Origin of the sequence: Lactobacillus sp. ESL0679, from assembly GCF_029433515.1 — a bacterium.
Lineage (GTDB): Bacteria > Bacillota > Bacilli > Lactobacillales > Lactobacillaceae > Lactobacillus.
In genome coordinates, this window is the sequence record NZ_JAQTIG010000005.1 from 63,295 (window position 1) to 87,328 (window position 24,034).

Annotated in this window: 23 protein-coding genes and 1 tRNA gene; all 24 read left to right on the top strand. The window is 40.8% G+C overall.

Annotation, left to right across the window (positions count from 1 at the left end; translation table 11 throughout):
* The first annotated feature begins 5 nt into the window (after positions 1–5).
* The 24 genes from PT287_RS07270 to PT287_RS07385 all read left to right on the top strand — a co-directional run bounded on the left by PT287_RS07270 (position 6) and on the right by PT287_RS07385 (position 23,789).
* On the top strand, positions 6–302 hold the full coding sequence (locus tag PT287_RS07270) for a PTS sugar transporter subunit IIB (protein ID WP_277133968.1): 297 nt from the start codon (positions 6–8) through the stop codon (positions 300–302).
* Positions 303–337: 35 nt separating this feature from the next.
* Positions 338–1,588 (top strand): PTS transporter subunit IIC, encoded by a 1,251-nt coding sequence (locus PT287_RS07275; protein ID WP_277133792.1) that lies wholly within the window; start codon positions 338–340, stop codon positions 1,586–1,588.
* Between the two features lie 17 nt (positions 1,589–1,605).
* Entirely contained in the window at positions 1,606–2,253 is a 648-nt protein-coding gene (gene rpe, locus PT287_RS07280) for a ribulose-phosphate 3-epimerase (protein ID WP_277133793.1), read from the top strand.
* Positions 2,254–2,273: 20 nt separating this feature from the next.
* A complete protein-coding gene (gene hxlB, locus PT287_RS07285) occupies positions 2,274–2,825 on the top strand; it encodes a 6-phospho-3-hexuloisomerase (protein WP_277133794.1) in 552 nt (183 codons plus the stop codon).
* Positions 2,826–2,844: 19 nt separating this feature from the next.
* Positions 2,845–3,594 carry an SDR family NAD(P)-dependent oxidoreductase gene (locus tag PT287_RS07290; RefSeq protein WP_277133795.1) on the top strand — a complete coding sequence of 250 codons (750 nt, stop codon included), beginning with the start codon at positions 2,845–2,847 and terminating at the stop codon, positions 3,592–3,594.
* 233 nt (positions 3,595–3,827) lie between these two features.
* Complete coding sequence (locus tag PT287_RS07295; RefSeq protein ID WP_277133796.1) at positions 3,828–4,565, top strand: amino acid ABC transporter ATP-binding protein; 738 nt, start codon at positions 3,828–3,830, stop codon at positions 4,563–4,565.
* Between the two features lie 12 nt (positions 4,566–4,577).
* Positions 4,578–5,393, top strand: a complete 816-nt coding sequence (locus PT287_RS07300) for a glutamate ABC transporter substrate-binding protein (protein WP_277133797.1) — start codon at positions 4,578–4,580, stop codon at positions 5,391–5,393.
* Positions 5,390–6,028, top strand: a complete 639-nt coding sequence (locus PT287_RS07305) for an amino acid ABC transporter permease (protein WP_277133798.1) — start codon at positions 5,390–5,392, stop codon at positions 6,026–6,028. Before PT287_RS07300 ends, PT287_RS07305 begins: the two co-directional genes overlap by 4 nt.
* Positions 6,029–6,041: 13 nt before the next feature.
* The gene (locus tag PT287_RS07310) at positions 6,042–6,695 is read left to right on the top strand and encodes an amino acid ABC transporter permease (protein WP_277133799.1); all 654 of its coding nucleotides are present in this window, start codon (positions 6,042–6,044) and stop codon (positions 6,693–6,695) included.
* A 102-nt stretch (positions 6,696–6,797) separates the two neighbouring features.
* Positions 6,798–7,952: a CDP-glycerol glycerophosphotransferase family protein gene (locus PT287_RS07315; RefSeq protein WP_277133800.1), complete on the top strand. Its 1,155-nt coding sequence runs from the start codon at positions 6,798–6,800 to the stop codon at positions 7,950–7,952.
* Between the two features lie 10 nt (positions 7,953–7,962).
* Positions 7,963–9,393 (top strand): oligosaccharide flippase family protein, encoded by a 1,431-nt coding sequence (locus PT287_RS07320; RefSeq protein WP_277133802.1) that lies wholly within the window; start codon positions 7,963–7,965, stop codon positions 9,391–9,393.
* 2 nt (positions 9,394–9,395) lie between these two features.
* Positions 9,396–10,094: a glycosyltransferase gene (locus PT287_RS07325; RefSeq protein WP_277133803.1), complete on the top strand. Its 699-nt coding sequence runs from the start codon at positions 9,396–9,398 to the stop codon at positions 10,092–10,094.
* 2 nt (positions 10,095–10,096) lie between these two features.
* Positions 10,097–10,549 carry a SprT family protein gene (locus PT287_RS07330; protein ID WP_277133804.1) on the top strand — a complete coding sequence of 151 codons (453 nt, stop codon included), beginning with the start codon at positions 10,097–10,099 and terminating at the stop codon, positions 10,547–10,549.
* Positions 10,550–10,671: 122 nt separating this feature from the next.
* Positions 10,672–11,343, top strand: a complete 672-nt coding sequence (locus PT287_RS07335) for a MarR family winged helix-turn-helix transcriptional regulator (RefSeq protein WP_277133805.1) — start codon at positions 10,672–10,674, stop codon at positions 11,341–11,343.
* Between the two features lie 73 nt (positions 11,344–11,416).
* Entirely contained in the window at positions 11,417–13,168 is a 1,752-nt protein-coding gene (locus tag PT287_RS07340) for an ABC transporter ATP-binding protein (RefSeq protein WP_277133806.1), read from the top strand.
* 68 nt (positions 13,169–13,236) lie between these two features.
* Positions 13,237–13,322, top strand: a tRNA-Leu gene (locus PT287_RS07345).
* A 151-nt stretch (positions 13,323–13,473) separates the two neighbouring features.
* Positions 13,474–14,121 (top strand): glycoside hydrolase family 73 protein, encoded by a 648-nt coding sequence (locus tag PT287_RS07350; RefSeq protein WP_277133807.1) that lies wholly within the window; start codon positions 13,474–13,476, stop codon positions 14,119–14,121.
* Between the two features lie 80 nt (positions 14,122–14,201).
* Entirely contained in the window at positions 14,202–16,445 is a 2,244-nt protein-coding gene (gene pcrA / locus PT287_RS07355) for a DNA helicase PcrA (protein WP_277133808.1), read from the top strand.
* A 38-nt stretch (positions 16,446–16,483) separates the two neighbouring features.
* Positions 16,484–18,496 (top strand): NAD-dependent DNA ligase LigA, encoded by a 2,013-nt coding sequence (gene ligA, locus PT287_RS07360; RefSeq protein ID WP_277133809.1) that lies wholly within the window; start codon positions 16,484–16,486, stop codon positions 18,494–18,496.
* A 13-nt stretch (positions 18,497–18,509) separates the two neighbouring features.
* Complete coding sequence (locus PT287_RS07365) at positions 18,510–19,649, top strand: CamS family sex pheromone protein (RefSeq protein WP_277133811.1); 1,140 nt, start codon at positions 18,510–18,512, stop codon at positions 19,647–19,649.
* A gap of 13 nt (positions 19,650–19,662) precedes the next feature.
* Complete coding sequence (gatC, locus tag PT287_RS07370) at positions 19,663–19,965, top strand: Asp-tRNA(Asn)/Glu-tRNA(Gln) amidotransferase subunit GatC (protein ID WP_277133812.1); 303 nt, start codon at positions 19,663–19,665, stop codon at positions 19,963–19,965.
* Positions 19,965–21,404 carry an Asp-tRNA(Asn)/Glu-tRNA(Gln) amidotransferase subunit GatA gene (gene gatA / locus PT287_RS07375; protein ID WP_277133813.1) on the top strand — a complete coding sequence of 480 codons (1,440 nt, stop codon included), beginning with the start codon at positions 19,965–19,967 and terminating at the stop codon, positions 21,402–21,404. Before gatC ends, gatA begins: the two co-directional genes overlap by 1 nt.
* A 3-nt stretch (positions 21,405–21,407) precedes the next feature.
* A complete protein-coding gene (gene gatB, locus PT287_RS07380; RefSeq protein ID WP_277133815.1) occupies positions 21,408–22,838 on the top strand; it encodes an Asp-tRNA(Asn)/Glu-tRNA(Gln) amidotransferase subunit GatB in 1,431 nt (476 codons plus the stop codon).
* 30 nt (positions 22,839–22,868) lie between these two features.
* The gene (locus PT287_RS07385) at positions 22,869–23,789 is read left to right on the top strand and encodes a diacylglycerol kinase family lipid kinase (protein WP_277133816.1); all 921 of its coding nucleotides are present in this window, start codon (positions 22,869–22,871) and stop codon (positions 23,787–23,789) included.
* The last annotated feature ends 245 nt before the right edge of the window (positions 23,790–24,034 follow it).

The following is a 24,034-nucleotide window of genomic DNA, read 5'->3' on the forward strand; positions in this document are numbered from 1 at the left end:
AGACCATGAAAAAATTAAACATCTTGGTAGCTTGTGGAAGTGGGATTGCGACTTCAACTATTGCGGCCAATGAAATTGAAGATGTCTGTAAAGAATACGGAATAACAAACTATAGTATTTCTAAATGCAGTATGACGGAAATGCTAGGGATGAGTAAAAACGCGGATATTGTTTTTACGACGAATAATTATCGTGGTGAGATAGACTCACCATTGATGAACGTAACTGCGTTTATTACTGGAATAGGGACTGATAAATTAAAGCAAAAGATAGGTGAAAAACTATTAGAGCTGTCTAACTAATAAGTATGAAAAAACCATATTAAGAGGGTGAAAAAATGGAACAATTAGCAGAGATTTTCAGAACAATTATAAACATTGGTGCAACTGCTTTACTGCCAATTATTATTTTCATTTTGGGATTAATTTTTCGAATGAAAATTGGCGAAGCCATTAAATCCGGACTAACTGTTGGTATTGGCTTTATGGGGTTATCCTTAGTAGTTAATCTGTTGACATCATCATTGAAGCCAGCTGTTGATTATTATTCTAAGTTAGGATCTGGATATACTATTACTGATATTGGGTGGCCTGCTATTGGTGCTGCCTCGTGGGTAGCTCCATTTGCTGGCTTGGCTATTTTGTTAGGAATTTTAATCAATATTGTACTTGTTAGAACTGGCTTAACCAAGACAATGAATGTTGATATTTGGAATTACATGCATTTCTTGATTCCGGGTGCTTTAGCATATGTTTTGTTTAACAACTTTTGGCTTGGCCTTGTAGTTACTGTTTTAATGTCAGTTGCGGCTTTGTTTATTGGTGATAAGTTAGCTAAAAAATGGGAAGATTACTTCGGCCTAGAAGGCACGACCTGTACGACAATTATTTACACTGCTTGGGTAATCCCGTTTTCTTGGCTAGTGAACAAGTTAATCGATATTATTCCTGGATTAAATAAAATTGATTTTAGTTTAAAGGATGCAAACAAGCATTTAGGTGTTTTTGGCGATTCATCAATCATTGGGACAATTGTAGGACTATTGCTAGCTGTTTTAACACATCAAGGTTTAGCTAATACAGTTAACATGGCAATCGGAATTGCTAGTGTAATGGTGCTGATGCCGAAGATGGTTAGTGTGTTAATGGAAGGAATTTCTCCAGTTGGTAAAGCAGCGCGGACAACGATGTCTAAGCAATTGGGTGAAAAAGCTGACTTACATATCGGGATGGATATTGCGCTAGGACTTGGTGATCCGACCACTGAAACAGCTACTGTAATTACAATCCCACTGGTAATTCTTTGTGCACTATTTTTGCCTAATATTAAGTTATTCCCAGTAGGACTGTTAATGTCAATTATCTATATTTCAGTTGCTGGCTCGTTAGTCACCAAGGGTAACTTATTTAGAACTGTCTTAATTGGAACAATCTTTTGTGCAATTACGTTGTATCTTGAGGCTTGGGTTGCTCCTGGTGCCACTCAAATGATCAAAGCAGGTGGCGTTAAAGTATCAAGTTTATCTTCTGATTTGACTTTGTCTGAGCCGTGGAACTTATTGATTTACTGGCTGAAAACTATCTTTTAATTAAAGGAGATTGAAATATGGCAGAAATTTTACCGTCAATTTTTGGTGCAGATATTTTAAATTTGCAATGCGAAATTGATCAGATAGAAAAGGAGAACATTAAACTTTTACATGTGGATGTGATGGACGGCAACTTTGTCAGCAACATTGCATTTGGTCCCAATCAAGTAAAAGCGATGAAAGACTACAGTAATCTGACTTTTGACATTCATACAATGGTTGCAGATCCGTTAAGACATATTGAAGACATTATCAATACGGGCGCCGAAATGATTTGCGTACACTTTGAGTCGACACCGCAAATTCATTATGTTTTACAAAAAATAAAAAAAGCCGGAAAAAAGGCTGGTGTTGCACTTGCACCGGGCACCTCAGAAGCTGAAATTAAATATCTATTGAATGAGGTAGATTATGTTTTGGTGATGTCAATTAATCCCGGTGAGCCAGGACAAACATTTTTACCACAAACAATTGAAAAAATAAAAAATGTGAAGAAAATGATTGGTAATCGTAATATTCAAATTGAAGTAGATGGTGGAATTACTGATACTTGGGCAAAAGCATGTAGGGATGCTGGTGCAGATTTACTAGTTGTGGGCGGTTATCTGTTTGGTAAAGAGCAATTCCATCTGCAATATCAAAAATTACTTGACGCAATTAAATAAAAATTTTGAAAGAAATTAACATGAAAAATTATACGATTGATATTTTAAATCAGTTGACAGACTATGCGAAACATTTAAATACGAATGAACTAAAAGATGTTGTTTTACAAATTAAGCAGGCACGACATATTTTTTTGGCAGGTGCAGGTCGCTCAGGTTTGGCAGTTCAGGCTTTTACCAACAGGTTGATGCATTTAGGCTACTCTGTAAGTTTTGTTGGTGAAATTAGTTCGCCGCATTCCCAACCAGGTGATTTATTAATTATTTGCTCGGGATCAGGAGAAACAGCGAGCTTAAAGGCATTGGCAGAAAAAGCTAAAAATGCAAAGGTTGCGGTAGTTTTGTTTACAACTGCCAAAAATTCTTCGATAGCTGGGTTAGCCGATTATCTGGTGATTCTACCAGGAAAAGCTAAGGGAACAATTGCTGATGAAACTGGCTTTGAGCAGCCAATGGCATCTTCATTTGAACAGTTAGCATTTCTAACGTTTGATAGCTTAGTAATTAATTTAATGGATGAAACTGGTGAAACTTCCGCATCAATGTTTGCTAGACATGCGGATTTTGAATAAGAATGAGAGGAAATACAAAATGAAAAAATTTGATGGCAAAGTTATATTGGTAACTGGTGCTGCTAATGGAATTGGTAAGGGAATTGCGGAAAAGTTTGCGCAAAATGGTGCTAATACTGTTATCGTGGATTTTGATGAGAAAAAGGGCCAAGCTGTGGCTGATGAATTGACGAGTAAGTATCAGAAGTCATTGTTTGTTAAAACCGATGTGTCTGATTATACTGCACTTGAAAATGTTCATACTAAGGTAATGGCAACTTTTGGTAGAATTGATAGTTTGGTGATTGATGCCGGTATTGCGTATGCAGATACTGTAGATGAAATTTCTGTTGAGGAATGGCAAAGAGTAATTAACATTAATTTATCAGGTGCCTTTTATACCGTTAAAGCCTTTTATCAGGAATTTTTGAAAAATAAGGGCAGCATGGTCTTTATTACCTCGGGTTCCGCATTAAGTGGTACTGGTGGTGGCGTGGCATATCCTGCTTCAAAGGCTGGAGATGAAGGCTTGATGAGAGGATTGGCCAAAGAATTGGGCCCTAAGGGTGTAACTGTCAATGCAATAGCTCCGCGGGTAATTGATTCAGGTTTGTTAAGCGTGCATTATCCAACTAAGGAAAGCTTGAAGCCATTATTAAAGCAAATTGCTGTTAGAAGAATTGGCAAAGTAGATGATGTTGCTAACTTAGCTTATTTCTTGGCCAGCCCTGAAAATTCTTACATTCAAGGTCAAACTATATTATTGGATGGAAATAGAACGGTTAGATAGCAAAATCTAACTAAGATAAAGTAGTAATTTTTATTGTTAAAACTGGTTGATACCTATAATTAGACTCTATTATTTGATAGAGTCTTTTTTTGTATAAAAATTAAATTAATATTAAATATTTAATTTTTTACTTAAAATAAGGCGTTATTTTTCTAAAAAATTAATTGGTATAGTAAAATGTATCTAGTTATAAATTAAATTTTATTGCAATGATAATGAAAGAGGCGATAACAATGTCGATGATAGAATTCCATGATGTGCAAAAGTTTTATGGCCATTTTCATGCACTGCACGACATTAATTTGAAGATTGACAAGGGCGAAACGGTGGTCCTCATTGGGCCTTCTGGTTCCGGTAAGAGTACATTGGTACGAACGGTCAACGGCCTTGAATCTATTCAAAAGGGACAGCTCATTGTGAATAATCATGACCTGTCGGATCCAAAAACTGACTTAAATATTTTACGGCGGGATGTCGGGATGGTTTTCCAGCACTTTAATTTATACAAGAATAAAGATGTGCTGGAAAACATTATGTTGGCACCGCGAATTGTCAGTCACATGCCGGAAAAAGAAAATAAAGAACAAGCAATCAAATTATTAGAAATGGTCGGCTTGGAGAAGTGGGCTCATAATATGCCTTCACAAATTTCCGGTGGGCAAAAGCAACGGGTGGCAATTGCTAGGACTTTGGCCATGCGGCCAAAATTAATTTTGTATGATGAGCCTACTTCTGCGCTTGACCCAGAGATGATCGACGACGTTTTGCAAGTTATGAAGAGAGTAACAACGGAAAGTGGTATGACTTCCTTAATTGTTACTCACGAGATGGGCTTTGCGAAGGAAGTTGCCAACCGCGTAATCTTTATGGATCAAGGTAAAATTGTTGAGGATGATGCAAGTGAAAGTTTTTTCAAACAGCCTAAGACGGAAAGGGCACAACAATTTTTAAGTAAAATTATTTCACACTAAGGAGGGACAATCATGAAAAAGAAGTTTTGGTTGTTTTCTCTCTTAGCTAGCTTGCTCTTGTTAACTGGTTGTGGTCGCAGTTTAAGCGACCAATCAGTGCTAGATAATGTTAAGCGCACTAATACAATTAGTTGGGGTGTTAAGGGTGACGTTAAGCTGTTTGGCCTGATTGATGTCAAAGATGGCCAGCAAAAGGGTTTTGACGTTGATATGGCTAAGGCAATTACGCGGCATATTTTAGGGCCAACGGGAAAAGCTGAATTTACAACGACCACTTCACAATCACGGGTTCCACTGCTGAAAAACGGTAACGTGGATGCGGTAATTGCGACAATGTCAATTACGCCGGAACGAAAAAAGGTAATTTCTTTTTCTAAATCTTATTTTGACGCAGGTCAATCATTATTAGTACCGAAAAATTCACCAATTCATAGTGTTAAAGATCTCAACGGCAAGACGGTCATTGGGGTGGTTGGCGCTAACTCGGTAGCTAATGTTAAAAAGGTGGCGCCAAAGGCTCGTGTAATTGAATTGCAAGATTATGCTCAGGCGATGAATGCTCTCAAGTCCCACCAAGGTGACGCTTTGACAACTGATAACGGAATTTTGTTTGGTCTTGCTGTACAAAATCCAGGCTTTCAGGTTCGTGGTGGCACGTTTACAGTTGAGCCATACGGAGTTGCCGTTAATAAGGGACAGACTGGATTTACTGAAGCCGTTGACAAGGCAGTTTTAGAAATGCAACACGACGGCGAATACAACCGCTTGATTAAAAAATGGTTTGGTGATGTACCGGGATTTAAGTATAAGGAGTTGTATCGCAAATGATTAATATTTTCTCTCATTTTAGTAATCAACTGTTAGTTGGCCTAGGGTGGACTGTGTTATCGAGTGTGATTGCTTTATTCTTCAGCTTAATTATTGGTACTATCTTCGCTATTATGGAAATTGCACCTAATAAAACCTTACAAGTAGTTGGTCGAGCTTACGTCGAAATTTTTCGGAACATTCCCTTGTTAGTTATTACGATGTTCTTTTACCTTGTAATTCCAATGTATGTTGTCAAAATTAACGGCTTTACCGCTGGGACGATTGGCCTAACTCTGTACACTTCGGCCTTTATTGCGGAAACAGTTCGTTCAGGTATTCAATCTGTAGCAGGCGGACAAATGGAAGGCGCGCGTTCAACGGGAATGACATACTGGCAGGCGATGCGTTACATTATTTTGCCCCAAGCCTTTAAGATTGTTATTCCACCGCTTGGTAACCAGTTTGTTAACTTGGTAAAAAACTCGTCGGTTCTTGCTTTTGTGGCTGGATTTGACCTAATGTATCAGGCAAACTCAATTGCATCAACAACTTTTGATACAATTAACAGTTACTTAGTAGTTGGTGTTTTGTACCTAATTATCACGTTACCGCTGAGTTATTATATGCAGCATTTAGAAAAGAAATTGGCCTAGGAGGTGCAGAACAATGCAAAATTGGATTAACGCTTTTTCGTGGCTCAACGTTCGTTTCTTATTTATGGGCCTCTGGGTAACAATTTATATTTCGGTGATTTCAGTGATTTTGAGCTTTATTTTGGGTTCAATATTAGGAATTATCAGGTATTCAAAGATTAAATTTGTTTCTGAAATTGTGGGTTTTATTATTGATATTATCCGTAATGTGCCGCTATTATTAATTATTTTCTTTACCTATTTTGGTTTACCAAACTTTGGCTTGCGACCAGAGACAATTCCCGCAGCAATTATTGCGATGACCGTTTTTGAATCGGCAATGATTGCGGAAATTGTGCGCTCGGGTATTAAGTCAGTGGATCCCGGCCAGATGGAAGGGGCGCGTTCAACGGGGATGAGCTTTGTACAGGCCTTGTGGCACGTAGTTTTGCCGCAGGCATACAAAAACATGATTCCGACGATTATTAGTCAGTTTGTATCCTTAATTAAGGATACGTCGCTAGCCACAATTATTGTGGTGCCAGAGTTGATGCAGCACGCGCAAGTTATTTATGGTCAAAATGCCAACTATATTTTGCCGATGTTTGCGGCTTTAGCAGTACTTTACTTTATTGTTTGCTTCACTTTGTCAGTGATTGGCAATCAGATAGGTAAGAGGCTGTCTTAGTTACCGAAACTATAAATTTTTAAAAAATAACGTAAAAAAGCTTGAGTTCGCTCGAGCTTTTTTTGTAGGCTTAAAGCAGAGATTATTTAGGAAAGATTGATTATGAAAAGTTTTTTGTTTCGGCTTTACTTGCAGGTAATGAGATTCTTGGCGCATTTTACCAAAATAAATAACAAAAAAATTGTCGTTCTGAATGGAGCTGGGCGCTCAGGTTCTAATGGTTATTTATTTGCTAAATATGTGCGAGCACATCATCCTGATTACACGGTTACGCTGGTTGAACCGTGGCCGACGTCGCATTTATCCTTTACAACTTGGCGAGAAATCGGTGCGGCCAAGTTTGTTTTGACGACGCACCAGCCCTTTAAGATTCGCAAGAGTCAGGTTAATATTCAATTTTGGCATGGCATTCCCTTGAAGCGAATGGGGCTCATGGCTAATAATACTCAGGCTAAGGACAATCGGCGCAATTCTAAATTATGGCGTAAAACGGCGGACGTCGTTTGTTCAAGCTCGGATTTATATGAAACCTTGATGAGTGCCTGTGTTGGCATTAGTGCCACGCAATACCGTAAGCTGGGTTTCCCGCGGCTTGATGCCTTGAGCCACCCGGCAATTAGTAAGCAGCAGTTAATGCATGACTTGTTTAATGTTACTGATGAGCAAGCACAAGTTGGGATTTACATGCCAACGTTTCGCTATGAGTTAGATGATCAAAATGTCCTTGACCAAATCAAGGCAGGGAATTTTTTGGCGTTAGCTGACTTTGATGGGGCAACTTTAAATAAAGCACTCAAAAAGCAGCACCAGTATTTAATTGTCAAGCTGCATCCCTATGAAATGCGGCTTTTTAACCAGTTAAGTAGCCAGTTTTCTAATATTGCCTTTTTAAATAATGATTATTTAGTTGAAAATGATTATGATTTGTACGAATTACTTGGCGCGACCAACTTTCTGCTAACGGATTTTTCGTCGATTTATTTTGATTATCTGACTTTGGACAAGCCTGAGATTTTTATTACTAACTATCTTGAGCAATACGAACAAGCGCGCGGCTTACTCATGGGGCCGTATGAAGAAGTTGTGCCGGGACAATGCGTTAAGCGACAAGATGAGTTGATTAAGGCGCTCAAGCAGGTAGCGAAGGACGAGGATGATTACAAAATTAAGCGGCAGTATTGGCGCTCGTTAACTAATCAAGCACCTACGCAATCAGCTTGCAAGCAAATTTTTGACTTCATGACGCAAAATTATTAAAGGAAAAATTGTGAAAAAAACATTTTTAAATATTTTATATAATGCGGTTTACCAAATTTTCCTTGTGTTAGTACCGCTAATTACGGTGCCGTATTTATCGCGAATTTTAGGGCCCAAAACTTATGGTATCTACAGCAATGTAAACAATATCATGCAGTTTCTGATGATTTTTTGTACATTGTCGATTTCATATATTGGGATGCGGACAATTGCGCAAACACGAGCATTTGGTACCAAAGAGGAGCTGACCGATGCCTTTTGGGGCCTGTGGTACTTTCAGGCATTAGCCGGGGTTGTGACCATTGTTCTGGTAGTTGCAGTTGCCAGTTTATTTCATATTAAATATTGGAATTATCTACTATTGATGGTGCCGTATTTAATTTCAGCCCAAGTGGATATTTCATGGTTCTTTCAGGGACTTGCCGCATTTGGTCGCGTTGTTTTAAAAAACACGGCGGTCAAGTTGGTGTCAGTTATTTTAATTTTACTTTGGGTTAAAACTCCAGGAGACTTATGGAAGTACATGTTGATTATGTCGGTATCGACAATGTTAGGCTCGTTTGTCTTTTGGTTTGATATTCACCGCTTTGTTGGTGGGCCAGTCAAGCATTTTTATAAGTATCAAACTACAATTAAAGCCATCATTACGTTGTTAATTCCGCAGATTGCCACCCAAATTTATACCTCATTGGATAAGCCAATTCTGGGTATCTTTCAAAATTCAACACAGGTGGCGTTTTATGATAACTCGCAGCGAATTTCCAATATGGTTCTAGGAGTTATCACTAGTATTTCGCTGGTAATCATGCCGAAGATGGCGAGTGAAGGTAAGGCAGAACAGCGAATTGTTTTGAAAAAATCGCTGGAGGCCACTATTTGGCTGGGCACCATGTTTGCGGTGATTATCATGGCCAATACACGGGAATTTGTGCCATTCTTTTTTGGCACTAAATTTACACCGATGGCTCCGTTAATGTTCTTCTTTACGTTAACAATTGTGATGATTCCGACAGGTGGGGTCTTTGCCAATCAGTTTGCCTTGGCCAACCATCGCGATCGGGATTACGCGCTGCCGGTAATTGTTGGCGCGGTTTTGGAAGTTGTGTTGAGTTTCTTTTTAGATCGATTTTATGGTGCTGCTGGAGCAATGGTCGCAATTTTAATTACTGAATTTGTTGTGCTAATTTTACGGTTGTGGATTGTGCGCGATGGCTATGACTTTCGATATTCTTTTAAAGAAGTGCCCAAATATTTTGTCATTGCAGCTATCGTGTTAGTGGCAGGAATGTTATTACCGCAGCTGGTTTCGTCAGCGTTTTTAGATATGGCAATTAAGTCAATCATCATGTTTGTGCTCTACATTGCGTTAATGTTTATGATGCGACTTGACTTTAATCAAGATATTATGCAATTAATTAGAAAGTTTCTTAAACGAGGTTAAAGATGATTCCTAAAATTATTCATTATGTATGGGTTGGCGGCAATCCTAAGCCCAAGAACATCCAGCGATGCATGCGAACATGGCAAAAGCACCTGCAGGGTTATCAGATTATTGAATGGAACGAGCAGAATTTTGACATTCATGAAAATAAGTACGTTGAGCAGGCTTACAAGGCTAAAAAATGGGCCTTCGTGTCCGACTATATTCGTGCCAAGGCTGTTTACGAAATGGGCGGTATTTATTTAGATACTGACGTTTTAGTGTTGGATGATTTGACTTCTTTACTGAATAATCAAGCCTTTGTAGGCTTTGAAAATCGGGCTAATCCGTTTACCGCTGTGTTTGGTGCCGAACCTAAGCACCCACTATTAAAGGATATGCTGGCTTACTATGACGACCGCGATTTCACTTTTAATAGTCAGGATCAATTAGCAGGTGTTAACACTGTGTCAGTTGCCGATATTCTAAAAGAAAAGTATGGTGCTGTTGCCAACAATCAGGAACAAGTCTTAAAAACTGGCATTCATGTTTATCCCGATGGCGTTTTGTGCAATCCCTCAGCTAAGAGCAAGACAATTCATGTCTTTACGGGAACGTGGATGGAAGGGGCTAAACCGCTCAAGCGCAAACTTGTGACAGCACTGAAAGTTAGAATTAAAACTAAACGCGAAGCAGCTATGTATGCGCGCTTTTTCAGGTAATAATGACTGAAGAGGAATTGCAAAGGTTGGTCGAAAAAATTGCCTTAGAAGATTTTGGTCAGCCTTTTATGCATCAAGTGAAAATTAATTACCGCATGACCACTACTGGCGGGCGTTACCACCTAACAGACCATCGAATTGAAATCAACGCGCACTTTTTGGCTCTAAAATATCGCCAAGAATTAATCGGCATTATTAAGCATGAGTTGACGCACTATTTTTTGCACTTGAGTGGGCGGGGCTATCATCACCGCGACAGCGACTTTAAATACTTGTTAAATAAAGTCGGTGGGTCACGCTTTGCCCCTGACATTGGTTTAGCTAAGCGGCAAAAGCGCAAGTATCTTTATGCTTGCCAAAAATGTGGCCAGGAATATGCCCGAGTTCGCCAAGTTAATATTCACTGTTATCGTTGCGGTAAGTGCGGTGGCAACTTAAAATTAGTTAATAAATAAGTCATTGAACAGCAGTTTTAGCTGGGCAATGGCTTTTTTTATTTGACAGACTGTTAGGCACCAAACTATAATTCAAGGTATAAAAATTAGGTACCTAACAAAATTTCTAAAGGAGAGTAAAAATGAGTACAACAAATCAAAGATTAATGAAACAATTAACCTTTATTATGCGCGCCAGTCGCTATTTTATGTATCAAAATAAACAGCCATTTTCTGGGCAAAAGAGAGTCTTGGCTGTTTTAAATCTAGAAGACGGTTTGACGCAAAATTATTTGGCCGAGGTCTTGGCGCTTAAGCCGGGGTCATTAGCAGAACTATTAAAAAAGCTGGAACTTAAGGGCGAGATTAAGCGAGAAACTGACTCTGATGACAGACGGGTCAAACGGGTATACTTGACCGCAGCCGGTAAAGAGCGGGTTGCTAACTTAGGTAATGAAGATCAAGCAAATTCCGATGCCGACTTTTTTGCGGGCTTAACAGCTGAGGAGCAGACCAAGTTTAGCCAATATTTAGAAAAAATTGCGTCTGGTTGGGATGCCGATTTCAAGGAGCAAGCAGAGAAATTTGTTGACCCAACAACGCGGATTGCGGCAATGGCTAAGTGGCGTATGCAGATGCGCGAACGCAATTGTTCACCAGAGGAGCGGGAGCAATTTTGTCGCAGGATGCATCACTGGCATCATCATTGCCGTAATTGGGAGCAAGCCGACCGCTCGTGTGCCAATCATTATGGTCATGAATGCAACCGCGACTTTTGGCGTGATTTTTGGCATAATGAAGATGATGAAAAATAATTAAAAATAATAATTAAGAGTTTTTCCGTCAGTAAAAAACTCTTTGTTTATTTAAACGAAAGTCGGTAATTAAATGGCATTAGCATCACATAAAAATAAAGCGCAACAAGTTAAATTGCGGGATTTTTTCCAATTATTAAAGGGACTTAATCTGAAGAAAGCACTGTTTATCCTGGGCCTTGTTTTCAGTTTAATTACCAGTGGCACTAATCTACTGTTGCCCCTGTTAACTAAGCAATTAGTGGATACGAGCAGTCTAGCCAAGTTTAATGTGCAGATGCTGCTAATTTTAGTGGCGATTTTTGTGTTGCAATTAATTTTTGGTACTATCGGCAGCTATATTCTGCGTTATTTTGGCGAAAGTGCTGTAAAAAACTTACGTGAGAAGTTATGGACACACTTGCTCCAGCTGCCGGTTTCTTATTTTGATATGAATAAAGCCGGTGAAAGCAGTTCGCGCTTAGTTAATGACACGGGAATTATTAAGGATTTGATTGCTTCACAGTTTCCCAATTTTATTACTGGTGCCATTCAGCTGCTATTTTCCATCATTATCTTGTTTGTGATGGATTGGCGCATGGCAGCATTGATGTTTATCAGTGTGCCGGTGGTGGTTGCTATTTTGATTCCGATTGGCCGCGTGATGGCGCGTCTTGGACGTAAACTGCAGACGGCGACGGCTGAATTTAATGGTGATGTCAGTGAAAAGCTGTCCGAGGTCCGGCTAATTAAGGCCAGCAACGGGGAGCATTTTGAAGAACAACGCGGGAAAAATTTTATTGCTCGTATTTTTGCCATTGGGATTAAAGATGCCCGCGTTGAAGCCGTTTTGCAGCCCATTATGACCACTGTCATGATGGCGGTGTTTGCGGGGATTTTAGCATACGGAATCGTGCGCCTGAGTCAAGGAACACTGACTTCGGGGACTTTAGTAGCTTTTATTCTTTACTTATTCAATGTGATTGCACCAGTTGCCAACTTTGCGACCTTCTTTTCACAGGTGCAAAAGGCGATGGGGTCAACCGAACGGATTCAGGAAATTCTAAAATTGCAGTCGGAAAAGGACCAGACTGACCAGCAAGTTGATGTCGAGGGCAAGGCTTTAAGCGCCAGTAATTTGCAGTTTAGTTATGATCCAGAAGAACCGGTTTTGCGGTCAATTTCTTTTAGCGCGCAGCCTAACACCGTTGTTGCCTTTGCTGGGCCTAGTGGTGGTGGCAAATCAACGATTTTTGCTCTTCTTGAGCGCTTTTATCAACCTGATAGTGGGCAGATTACGATTGGCGGGCAAGATATTGGAGCAATTAACTTGCACAATTGGCGGTCGCAGATTGGATATGTTTCGCAGAACAGTGCCATTTTTTCCGGGACAATTCGCGACAATCTGCAGTATGGTTTAGAACAAAAATTAACTAATGATGACTTATGGCGCGGGTTGTCTTTGGCGTATGCCGACCAATTTGTTCGTGAGTTTCCCCAACAATTGGAAACCGAAATTGGCGAACGGGGGATTAAATTGTCCGGTGGACAAAAGCAGCGGCTAGCAATTGCTCGTGCCTTTTTGCGGGATCCCAAGATCTTAATGCTTGATGAAGCCACTGCTAGTCTTGATTCGGAATCCGAGGGCAAAGTTCAGCAAGCGCTTGACCAGCTAATGGTTGGTAGAACCACGCTGGTGATTGCTCACAGGTTAGCGACAATTGTCGGTGCCGACCAAATTTACTTCATCGAGCGCGGTCAAGTCACAGGCCACGGCACTCACCGAGAACTTTTAGCAACACACAAATTATACGCGCGCTATGTTCAGGAACAGATGGTGGATTAGTTTTTTAAAAAAAGGTACAAAAAACTCTTGTGCAAAAGTTGATTTTGCGTTATAGTATTGTTTGTGTCGCGGGCATGGCGGAATGGCAGACGCGCAAGACTAAGGATCTTGTGATCGTTTTTAGATCGTGGAAGTTCGAGTCTTCTTGCCCGCACTAAGTAATGGAGCTACGGCTCCATTTTTTGTTTAAGAGAGTTATTCTGTAAAGAGTAGCTCTTTTTATTTTAAAAATTAATTACATTGCAAAATTTACGACCAAGACAGGTTATACTTAAAGTAATCATGTTTTAAGTAAGGGAAATTTTATGGCGAAACGACGTAAACATAGGGCACAATCTAGTTGGCAGATCATCTTGCGCGCATTTATTATTTTATTTTTATTAATTATTGCCTTCGTGGCCTTTCGGTATTATCGTAGGCAGGCAATTCAATCTGAACAGATTAGGCAGGAGCAACTTGCTCGCGAAGAAGCCCGAGAAAAAATTATTAGACAGCATAAGGCTTTTATTAAGCAAATTGGGCCGATTGCTAAGAAAGTTGACAAGTCTTATGACCTCTTGCCGAGTATTACAATTGCTCAGGCTTGCCTTGAAAGTGACTATGGCCAAAGCAGTTTATCGCAAAAATATAATAATCTGTTTGGTGTTAAGGGGACCAATCCCAATACGTCGGCGATTTTAACCACTAAAGAGTATGTTAAGGGCAAATGGATTGTAGTTAAGGCGCGTTTCCAAATATATGATTCCTATGAGGCATCAATTCGAGCCCATGCCGAACTTTTCCAAAAGGGTACCAGCTGGAATAATAAGCAGTACCGGCACGTGCTGGCTGCCAAAGACTACCGTAAGCAGGCCCAGGCACTAGTCGAAGACGGCTATGCCACCGACCCTAATTACGCGGATAAGTTAATCAATTTAATTAAGCAGTACAATCTTGACCAATATGATAATTAAAAGGCGGGGACTCCCAGTTAGCGCCCTTATTTTTGGTACAATAAACTAGTTATGAAAAAATTTTTGTGAAGGGAATTAGAATGAGCGAAGAATCAATTTTAGCAGGATTAAATCCGCAGCAGGAAAAAGCCGTCCAAATTACCGAAGGGCCCCTCTTAGTCGTTGCTGGTGCGGGCTCTGGGAAGACCTCCGTTTTAACCAGGCGGATTGCCTATCTAGTTGAGGTCAAGGGCGTATTGCCGTGGAATATTCTGGCGATAACTTTTACCAATAAGGCCGCCAGTGAGATGCGCGAGCGTGAGCAAAAGTTATTAGGACCAAGTGCTAATGATATTTGGATGTCGACCTTCCACGCGCTGTGCGTGCGCATTTTACGCCGTGATGCAGATAAAATTGGTTATAGCCACAACTTTTCGATTGCTGACTCGTCCGAGCAGTTAACCTTGGTCAAGCATATTGAAAAAGAGTTGAACATTAACCCTAAGATGTATGAGCCGCGGGGAATTTTGTCCGCAATTTCTAATGCTAAAAACGACTTATTAACGCCAAGTGCATACAAGGCAAGTGCGGGCTCGCCGTTTGAAAAAATGGCTGCTAAGGTTTATTCGGAATATCAGCGGCGACTGAAGCACGATCAAATTATGGACTTTGATGATTTAATCATGCAGACGCTGGTTTTGTTTGAACAAGACCCGACTGTATTGCATTATTACCAAAACAAATTCCGCTATCTGTTAGTTGACGAGTATCAGGATACCAATCAGGCGCAGTATGAATTGTGTCACGAATTAGCGGCGCAATACCAAAATATTTGTGTGGTTGGCGATGCTGACCAGTCAATTTATGGTTGGCGCGGTGCCAACATGGAAAATATCATGAACTTTGAGCATGATTATCAGGATGCTGGCGTGCAGACCGTTAAATTGGAACAAAATTACCGCTCGACTGGTCATATTTTAGCTGCCGCAAATGCCGTGATTAAAAATAACCGCAATCGTAAAGCCAAGAGTTTGTGGACCGATCAGGGTGAAGGAGCCAAGATTACCTATTATAAGGCTCAAAGTGGTGATGATGAAGCGCACTTTATCATTAGCAAAATTCAAGAAGAAGTTAAGGAAAAGCACCGTTCCTACCGTGACTTCGCTGTTTTATACCGGACAAATGCCCAGTCGCGAACAGTTGAAGAGTCCTTTGTAAAGTCCAACGTGCCTTATCAAATTGTGGGTGGACATAAGTTCTATGACCGTAAGGAAATCATGGATATTATGGCTTATCTAAAATTGGTAGCTAATCCAAGTGATGCCATGAGTTTTAACCGGATTGTCAATACACCTAAGCGCGGAATTGGCGCGGTGACGATTGATAAGTTTATGGCGTTAGCACAGGACAATAACTTGTCACTGCTTGACACGTTTGATCACTTGGGGATGTCCGGAATTTCCACTAGAGCCGCACTTAAATTGAGTGACTTTGGCGCTAAACTGCGCGATGCCATTAAGTCTGCTAAAGACCAGAGTGTAACTGGCTTAACAGAAAAGATTTTGCAGGATTTTGGTTATACTGCAGCCCTCAAAAATGAGCATACAATTGAAGCTGAAACACGTTTGGAAAACTTAGATGAATTCTTGTCAGTTACCAAACGCTTTGATGACCAATATGAAGCAGAAAGCGATGATAACAGCCCCTTGAGTGATTTTTTGGCGGAAGTTTCCTTATTAAGTGACCAAGATGATTTGGCAAATAATGATGACCAAGTTGCCTTGATGACGCTTCACGCAGCTAAGGGGTTGGAATTTCCGGTTGTCTTTTTAGTCGGAATGGAAGATGGCTTGTTCCCGTTGTCACGGGCGCTGCTTGAGGACGACCAACTCGAAGAAGAACGCCGCCTGGCATACGTTGGCATTACGCGCGCACGCCAAGAACTATTTTTGACTAACGCGTATTCGCGAATGATGTTTGGGCGCATGCAAAATAATCCACCGTCAAGATTTTTAGAAGAAATTGACGCAAAAGATATGCAAGTAGAAAATCCTAATGCTGGTAGTGTGATTGCCAGTGGTTATCAAGCACAAACGGCTCCGTTTGCCAAGGCCGATGAGCGAGCACGCGCGCAGGTCTACACTCCTAAAGTTAAGCCTGCTGGTGCTGTCGGCGCCGAAAAGAAGGGCTGGAATGTTGGCGATCAAGTTGAACATAAGTCTTGGGGCCGCGGTGTTGTAACCAAGGTTAACGGCAAGGGCGAGGATATGGAGCTTGATATTGCCTTTACTGGTAAGGGAATTAAGCGGCTTTTAGCAGCATTTGCACCAATTAAAAAGGTATAATTAAATTAATAGTTAAAGATTTAATCAGGAGGAAGACAATGGCAGATTTAACTCTTGATGAGGCCAAAAAAGAGGTCACTGAACTTAGGACAGTGCTTAATAAATGGGCGCAAGCCTATTATTCTAAAGATGCACCTGAAGTTGAAGATAATGTTTATGATCAGAAGTATCAGCACTTAGTTGAACTTGAGCAGCAGTTTCCCCAATTAGTGACGCCGGATTCAATTACGCAAAAAGTGGGTGGCCAGATTGATTCTGAGTTTACTAAGGTAGATCATGAAATTCCAATGTTGTCGATGGGGGATGTTTTCTCCAAAAAAGAACTGCAGGAGTTTGATGACCGTGTGCAAAAGCTGGTGGGTCATCCAGTTGCCTACAATGTTGAATTGAAAATCGATGGTTTATCAATTGATCTTGAATATACGGCTGGTAAGTTGGTGCGAGCTTCAACACGGGGCAATGGCCGTGTTGGTGAAGACGTGACAGCTAATGCCCGCTATATCGCTGATATTCCGCAGGTTTTGCCAGAAAAAATCACGACGGAAGTGCGTGGTGAGTGTTACATGGGTAAGGAAGCCTTCGCTAAATTAAATGCCGAGCGTGATGAAAAGGGCGAGGCTGCTTTTGCTAATCCGCGGAATGCAGCGGCAGGTTCGCTGCGGCAGTTAAATGCCAAGGTAACTAAAGAACGACATTTGAGTACCTTTATTTACACTTGGGTAAATCCACCTGAGGAAATTACCAGTCAGCACCAAGCGATTAGTGAAATGGCTCGGCTGGGTTTTCATACTAATGAAACTGGTCGCAAGTTAGCCAAGATGACTGATGTTTTTGCCTTTATTGACGAATATACGGCCAAGCGTGACACGCTGTCGTATGGCATTGATGGGATTGTCCTGAAGGTCGACGACTTAAGTCTGCAGCAAACGATGGGCAACACAATCAAGGTTCCACGCTGGGAAATTGCTTATAAATTCCCACCGGAAGAGCAGGAAACCGTGGTTCATGAGATTAAATGGACTGTGGGTCGCACCGGTGTTGTAACACCAACGGCAATCATGGATCCCGTGCAGCTAGCCGGAACGACTGTTTCACACGCGGTTTTGCATAACGCTGATTTATTAAAGGAAAAAGACGTGCGAATTGGCGATACGGTGTTACTGCACAAGGCCGGTGATATTATTCCGGAAATTTCGCAGGTTGTCCTTGCTAAGCGGCCTAAAGACTCGCAGCCATACCCAATTCCAACAACTTGTCCTTCTTGCAAGCAAAAGTTGATTCATCTTGAGGGTGAAGTTGCGCTGCGCTGCGTTAATCCGTCGTGTCCAGCTCAAATTGAGGAAGGAATTACTCACTTTGCCTCGCGACCAGCGATGAATATTGATGGTTTGGGACCTAAAATTGTCCGGCAGTTAATTACCAATGACCTAGTTCACAATGTTGCGGACCTGTATCGTTTAGACGCAGATGATTTGGCTAAACTGGATCATTTTAAGGAAAAATCAATTAATAATCTGCTAACAGCAATTGCCAATTCTAAGCAAAACTCGGTTGAATTATTGCTGATAGGACTTGGTATTGACCATGTTGGTGCCAAGGCTGCCCGCTTAATTGCGCAAAAGTTTAAAAATATGACAAAGATTATGGCTGCTAGCGTGCAAGATGTTGCCGCAATCGCTACAATAGGCATGACAATTGCTGAATCTTTGACGACTTATTTTGCCCAGCCAGAAGTTGACCAATTAATTAATGAGTTGGCTAGCCGCGGCGTCAATATGAATTATCTGGGAGCAACTGCGGAAGAAGCTGCCGAAATCCCCGACAATTACTTTAAAGATAAAAAGGTTGTGCTGACGGGTTCGCTTGCTCACTTCACACGGAGTGAATTTACGAAGAAACTGCAGTCTTTAGGAGCCAAAGTAACGGGTTCGGTTTCTAGTAAAACGGACTACGTGATTTATGGCAAAGATGCCGGCTCCAAATTTGCTAAGGCACAACAGCTTGGGGTTCCGGTTCTCACCGAAGAAGAAGCAATTGCCCAAATCAAATAAAGGAATAACTAAATTGAAAAAATATGTGCGTGTTTTAGCGCTTCTGGGAGCAGCATTAACCTTGACAGCTTGCGGTAATTTGAAAAACTCGGATTTGGCCAATAATGCGAAGACCTCGTCTACTTCAAAGGCTAAAACGTATCAAACAACTGACACGGGGAGTAATGGTTACACGGTTTTATTGAAGAACGGTCATTATCTTACCAGTCCGATTTCTGGATTAACTGCAACCGCTAATGATAATTCGGTTGATACGCGTGAACTTGAGCGCGGATTAGTCCAAATTTCCAAGGGTGTATATTCTACTAATTCCAATGTCTTTCAGGAAGGTCAATATATTAGTGCAACAACGGCTAATGAGTGGCTGGGACGTAAGTCCAAGTCTAATCCGCAAGGACTTAACCCGACAGAAGGCACTAAGAAGAATTACAACCCATACTATTTGGAAGAAATTTTAGAGCAGGATTATTTAACAGGGTCTGGTTCTAACTACCATATTAATGGGATTAGTATTGGTCTAGCGATGAACTCGGTTGATTATTACCAAAAGACTAAAGATGGTGCTGAATATCAGGCAGCGATTTCGCGCTCCGCGCAAAAATCGGCTGGTCAACAAGCAGCAGCGCAAATTATTGCTCGCTTGCGTCAGCGTAAAGCATTAAAGAATGTGCCGATTACAGTTGGGCTATTTTCTAAGGCTGCTAAAGATTCATTAGTTAGTGGAAGTTACTTTTTGAGCGGGACAGCGGCTGCTAATAGTAGTAAAATAACTAAATGGAAATCTATTTCCGTACAAACGGAAGTGCTGCCGACTGTTGGCAATAAGAAAGCAATTAATAGTAGTGATGCCTCGAGTTTCAATAGTTTTAAGGTATCAATTCAAGATTATTTCCCGAATATCAGTGGTGTAACAGCAACCTTACGCTATGAAAACGGCAAGTTAAATCAAGAAAATATTTCAATTACCACCCAGTTTTATGGCTACGAGCAGGTGCAGAGTTTTACGCGGTTAGTTTTATCAACAGCGAAGAAATACTTGGCAAATGACGTGCCGATTGAAATTAAAATTGGTTCTGTTAATGATATTCAGGCATTGGTTGCTAAAGAAACAGCAGATAGTAGTTATCAAGTCCATATTTATGGCGGTGAATAAGGAGGGTCTAATAGTGGAAATCACAGAAGACACAATTAAGCACGTGGCGGTGTTGTCACGACTTGAGTTTAATGAAGACGAAATTGGTACAGTTACCGAACAAATGAGTTCAATTATCAACATGGCCGACCAATTATCAGAAGTTGATACTGATGGCGTTGCCGAAACAGTGCAAGTAGTTGATCGCGACACTGTTTTCAGAGAAGATAAGCCAGAACACTGGCAAAATCGTGCAGAATTAATGAAGAATGTTCCTGAACAAGCCAACGGCTTCATCAAGGTTCCTGTAATTATTAATAAGGATGAGGACGAGTAATGAACTACTTAAATGAAGATATTGACTCATTAAACCAAAAACTTGCACAGGGTGACTTGTCAGCTGAGAAGCTTGCTCAAGATACTGTTGCAAATATTAAGAAAACTGACGATAAACTGAATGCTTGGATTACTGTTCAAGATGATGCAAAGCCAGCTGCTGATTTGGACTTTGCTAAGAATAAACTTGCTGGTATTCCAATTGCCATTAAGGATAACATCATCACTAAGGGTGTTAAGACTACAGCTGCTAGTCACATTTTGGACAACTACATTCCAGTTTATGACGCCACTGTTATTGAAAGATTAAAGAAGGCACAAGCAACCTTTGTTGGTAAGACTAACATGGACGAATTTGCGATGGGTTCTTCAACAGAGCATTCATACTTTGGCGCAACTCATAACCCGTGGAACTTGGACAAGGTTCCTGGTGGTTCATCCGGTGGTTCTGCCGTTGCTGTTGCTTCTGGTCAAGTTGTTGCTGCGCTTGGTTCAGATACTGGTGGTTCAATTAGACAGCCAGCTGCTTTTAATGGTATTTTTGGTATTAAACCAACCTATGGCCGTGTTTCACGTTGGGGCTTAATTGCCTTTGGTTCATCACTTGACGAAATCGGCGTAATGAGTAAGCGCGCTAAGAGTGCTGCTGAAGTATTAAACGTAATTGCTGGCAGCGACGATCACGACTCAACGTTATCAACTCGCGAAGTTCCTGACTTTACCCAATTTATTGGTCAAGATGTTAAGGGTCTGCGGGTTGCTGTTGTTAAGGAATATATGGCTGCCGTTGATGGTGAAATGCACGACGTTATCCAAAAGCAAATCGATGCTCTTGAGGATGCTGGTGCAATTATCAGTGAAGTATCATTGCCATTGACTAAGTATGTTGTTCCTGACTATTACATCATTGCTTCAAGTGAAGCTTCATCAAACTTGCAGCGGTATGATGGCATTCGTTATGGTTATCGTGCAGAAGATACTAAGAACTTGCTTGACGTTTATGTTAAGTCACGTTCAGAAGGTTTCGGTACTGAAGTTAAACGCCGGATTATGTTGGGTTCATTTGCTTTGTCAGCTGGGTCATATGACCGCTTCTTTAGACAAGCTGCTAAGGTTAGAACCTTAATTTGTGATGAATTTGATGAAATCTTTGCTAATAATGATGTTATTGTTGGGCCAACAACTACTGAACCAGCATTCGGCATTGGCAGCGAAATTTCTGACCCAATTAAGATGTACAACAACGATATTTTGACAATTTCTGCTAACTTGGCCGGTATTCCAGCAGCTAGTGTCCCAGCTGGATTGGTTGACGGGATGCCTGTTGGTTTCCAAATTATGGCTAAGCGGTTTGATGAAGGCAGCATTTTTAAGACGGCTGACTTTATTGAGCGGACGAACAAGTTTTATGAAAAAACACCAGCCGGAATGGAGGATTAACTGATGAATTTTAAATCAACGATTGGATTCGAAGTCCACTTCGAATTAAAGACAAAGAGTAAAATTTTCTCACCTTCTCCAGTAAGTTATGGTGCTGAAGCTAACACTGAAACTAACGTTATCGACTGGGCAATGCCAGGGGTTTTACCGTTTGTTAATAAGGACGTTTACCGTTTAGGAATTATGGTTGCCTTGGCTACACACGCTCATATTTTGCCAACGACACATTTTGACCGGAAGAACTACTACTACCCAGACAGTCCTAAGGCTTACCAGATTACGCAATTCTTCCAACCATTAGCTCGCAATGGCTATGTGGAAATCGAAGTCCATGGTAAAAAGAAGCGCATCGGTATTCACGAAATGCATATCGAAGAAGATGCTGGTAAGAACACTCACGGTACTAATGGTTTTTCATACGTTGACTTGAACCGTCAAGGTGTGCCACTACTCGAAGTTGTTTCTGAACCAGAAATTGCCGACCCAGATGAAGGTTACGCTTACCTTGAAAAGTTGCGTAAGATTGTCCAGTTTACTGGTGCTTCCGACGTTAAGATGGAAGAGGGTTCAATGCGGGTTGATACCAACATTTCCATTCGTCCTGCTGGCCAAAAAGAGCTTGGTACCAAAGTCGAAATGAAGAACTTGAACTCTTTTGAACACGTTCGTAAGTCACTTGCTTATGAAGAAAAGCGTCAGGCTCAAGTTTTGCTGTCAGGCGGTCGCGTACAATTATCAACACGTCGGTTTGACGAAGCAACTGGTAAGACTGTTCTTGAGCGGGTTAAGGAAGGCGACGCTGATTATCGTTACTTCCCAGAACCAGACCTTGCTCCAGATCACATTAGTCAAAAGTGGATTGACGAGATCGCTAAGACCTTGCCACGTTCAGCTGAAGAACGCTACAACCAATATGTTAATGACTTCGGCTTGAAGGCTTATGATGCTAACGTTTTGTTGCAAACTAAAGAAAGTTCCGACTTCTTTGACAAGGCGGTTGCTGCTGGTGCTGATCCCCAATTAGCTGCTAACTGGATGAATACCCAAGTTAATGGTTACCTGAATGACAATCGGGTTGAATTAACCGACATTAAGTTGACACCAGAGCACTTGGCTGCAATGATTAAGCTGATTAAAGACGGGACGATTTCTTCTAAGATTGCCAAGAAGGTCTTTGCGGAAACAATTACTAACGGGACTGACCCGAAGAAGTATGTTGAAGATAAGGGCATGGTGCAATTATCAGATACCAGTGTCTTGGCGCCAATGGTTAAGGAAGTTGTTGATAACAACCCACAATCAGTTGAAGACTTCAAGAACGGTAAGGATCGAGCTATTGGTTACCTTGTTGGTCAAATTATGAAGCAAACTCGTGGTAAGGCTAATCCAAAGGTGATTAACAAGCTTTTGAATGAAGAATTAAACAATCGTTAATGTTGATTTTTAAGTAATAAGGTAGTAACTATGACTAAAAAAGCAAGATTGATTTATAATCCTGTATCTGGTCACGAACAGATGCCTAAAAATGTCGCTGATATTTTAGACGTCTTGGAACGTGCTGGCTATGAGGCGAGCGCTTTTAGGACTACACCAGAAAAGAAAAGTGCTCAGCAAGAAGCCACGCGGGCGGCAACTGAAGGCTTCGACCTGATTGTTGCAGCCGGTGGTGACGGTACCATTAATGAGGTAGTTAACGGGATTGCCTTTTTGGAAGAACGACCAAAGATGGCGATTATTCCAGCAGGGACAACTAACGACTATGCGCGAGCATTGCACATTCCGCGAGATAGCATTGAAGAAGCTGCTAAAGTTATTTTGAATAACAAAACGCGCAAAATGGATATTGGTAAGGCCACTTTTGCTAGTGAAGACCAGTACTTTGTTAATATTGCCGCTTGTGGGTCATTAACAGAACTAACTTATGGTGTACCATCAGAAGTTAAATCGGCTTTGGGTTATGCGGCGTACCTAATTAAGGGTGCGGAAATGTTACCGCATTTAACTGAAAATGAATTGCGTCTTACTTATGATGCTGGTGTCTATGAAGGCAAATTATCAATGCTTTTGCTGGGGATGACTAATTCCATCGGTGGCTTTGAACAAATTATGCCTGATGCAGAGTTGAGCGATGGTTTATTCCAATTAATTATTGTTAAGCCATCTGATCCCGTAAAACTGTTGCGCTTAATGGCACTGGCTTTAAACGGTAAACATGTTGATGATCCAGATATCATTTATACTAAGACACGCAGTTTGAAAATCGATTTGATTGGCAAGAGTGCTGGTCAAAAGTTGCCGGTTAATCTTGATGGTGAGATTGGCGATTACTGTCCTGTTACTTTTAAAAATCTACAGCAACGAATTGAATTTTACGTTGGTGAATAATTAAATAGTGTTATTAATCTTTTGAGATTAGTAACACTATTTTTTATTTTTAACAATTGTAATATGCAATTATTATCATGACATAAAGTCTTACACTGAAAAATTATTTCCTGATTTTACTTGATTTAACAATGAAAGATATATGCTAATCTGTTTAATACATAAAATGAAGCGCTTTAATTGATTAAGAATTTATAAAAGAATATGATGACTTTGTAAAGTGTCTGAATATATTTATTTTATAT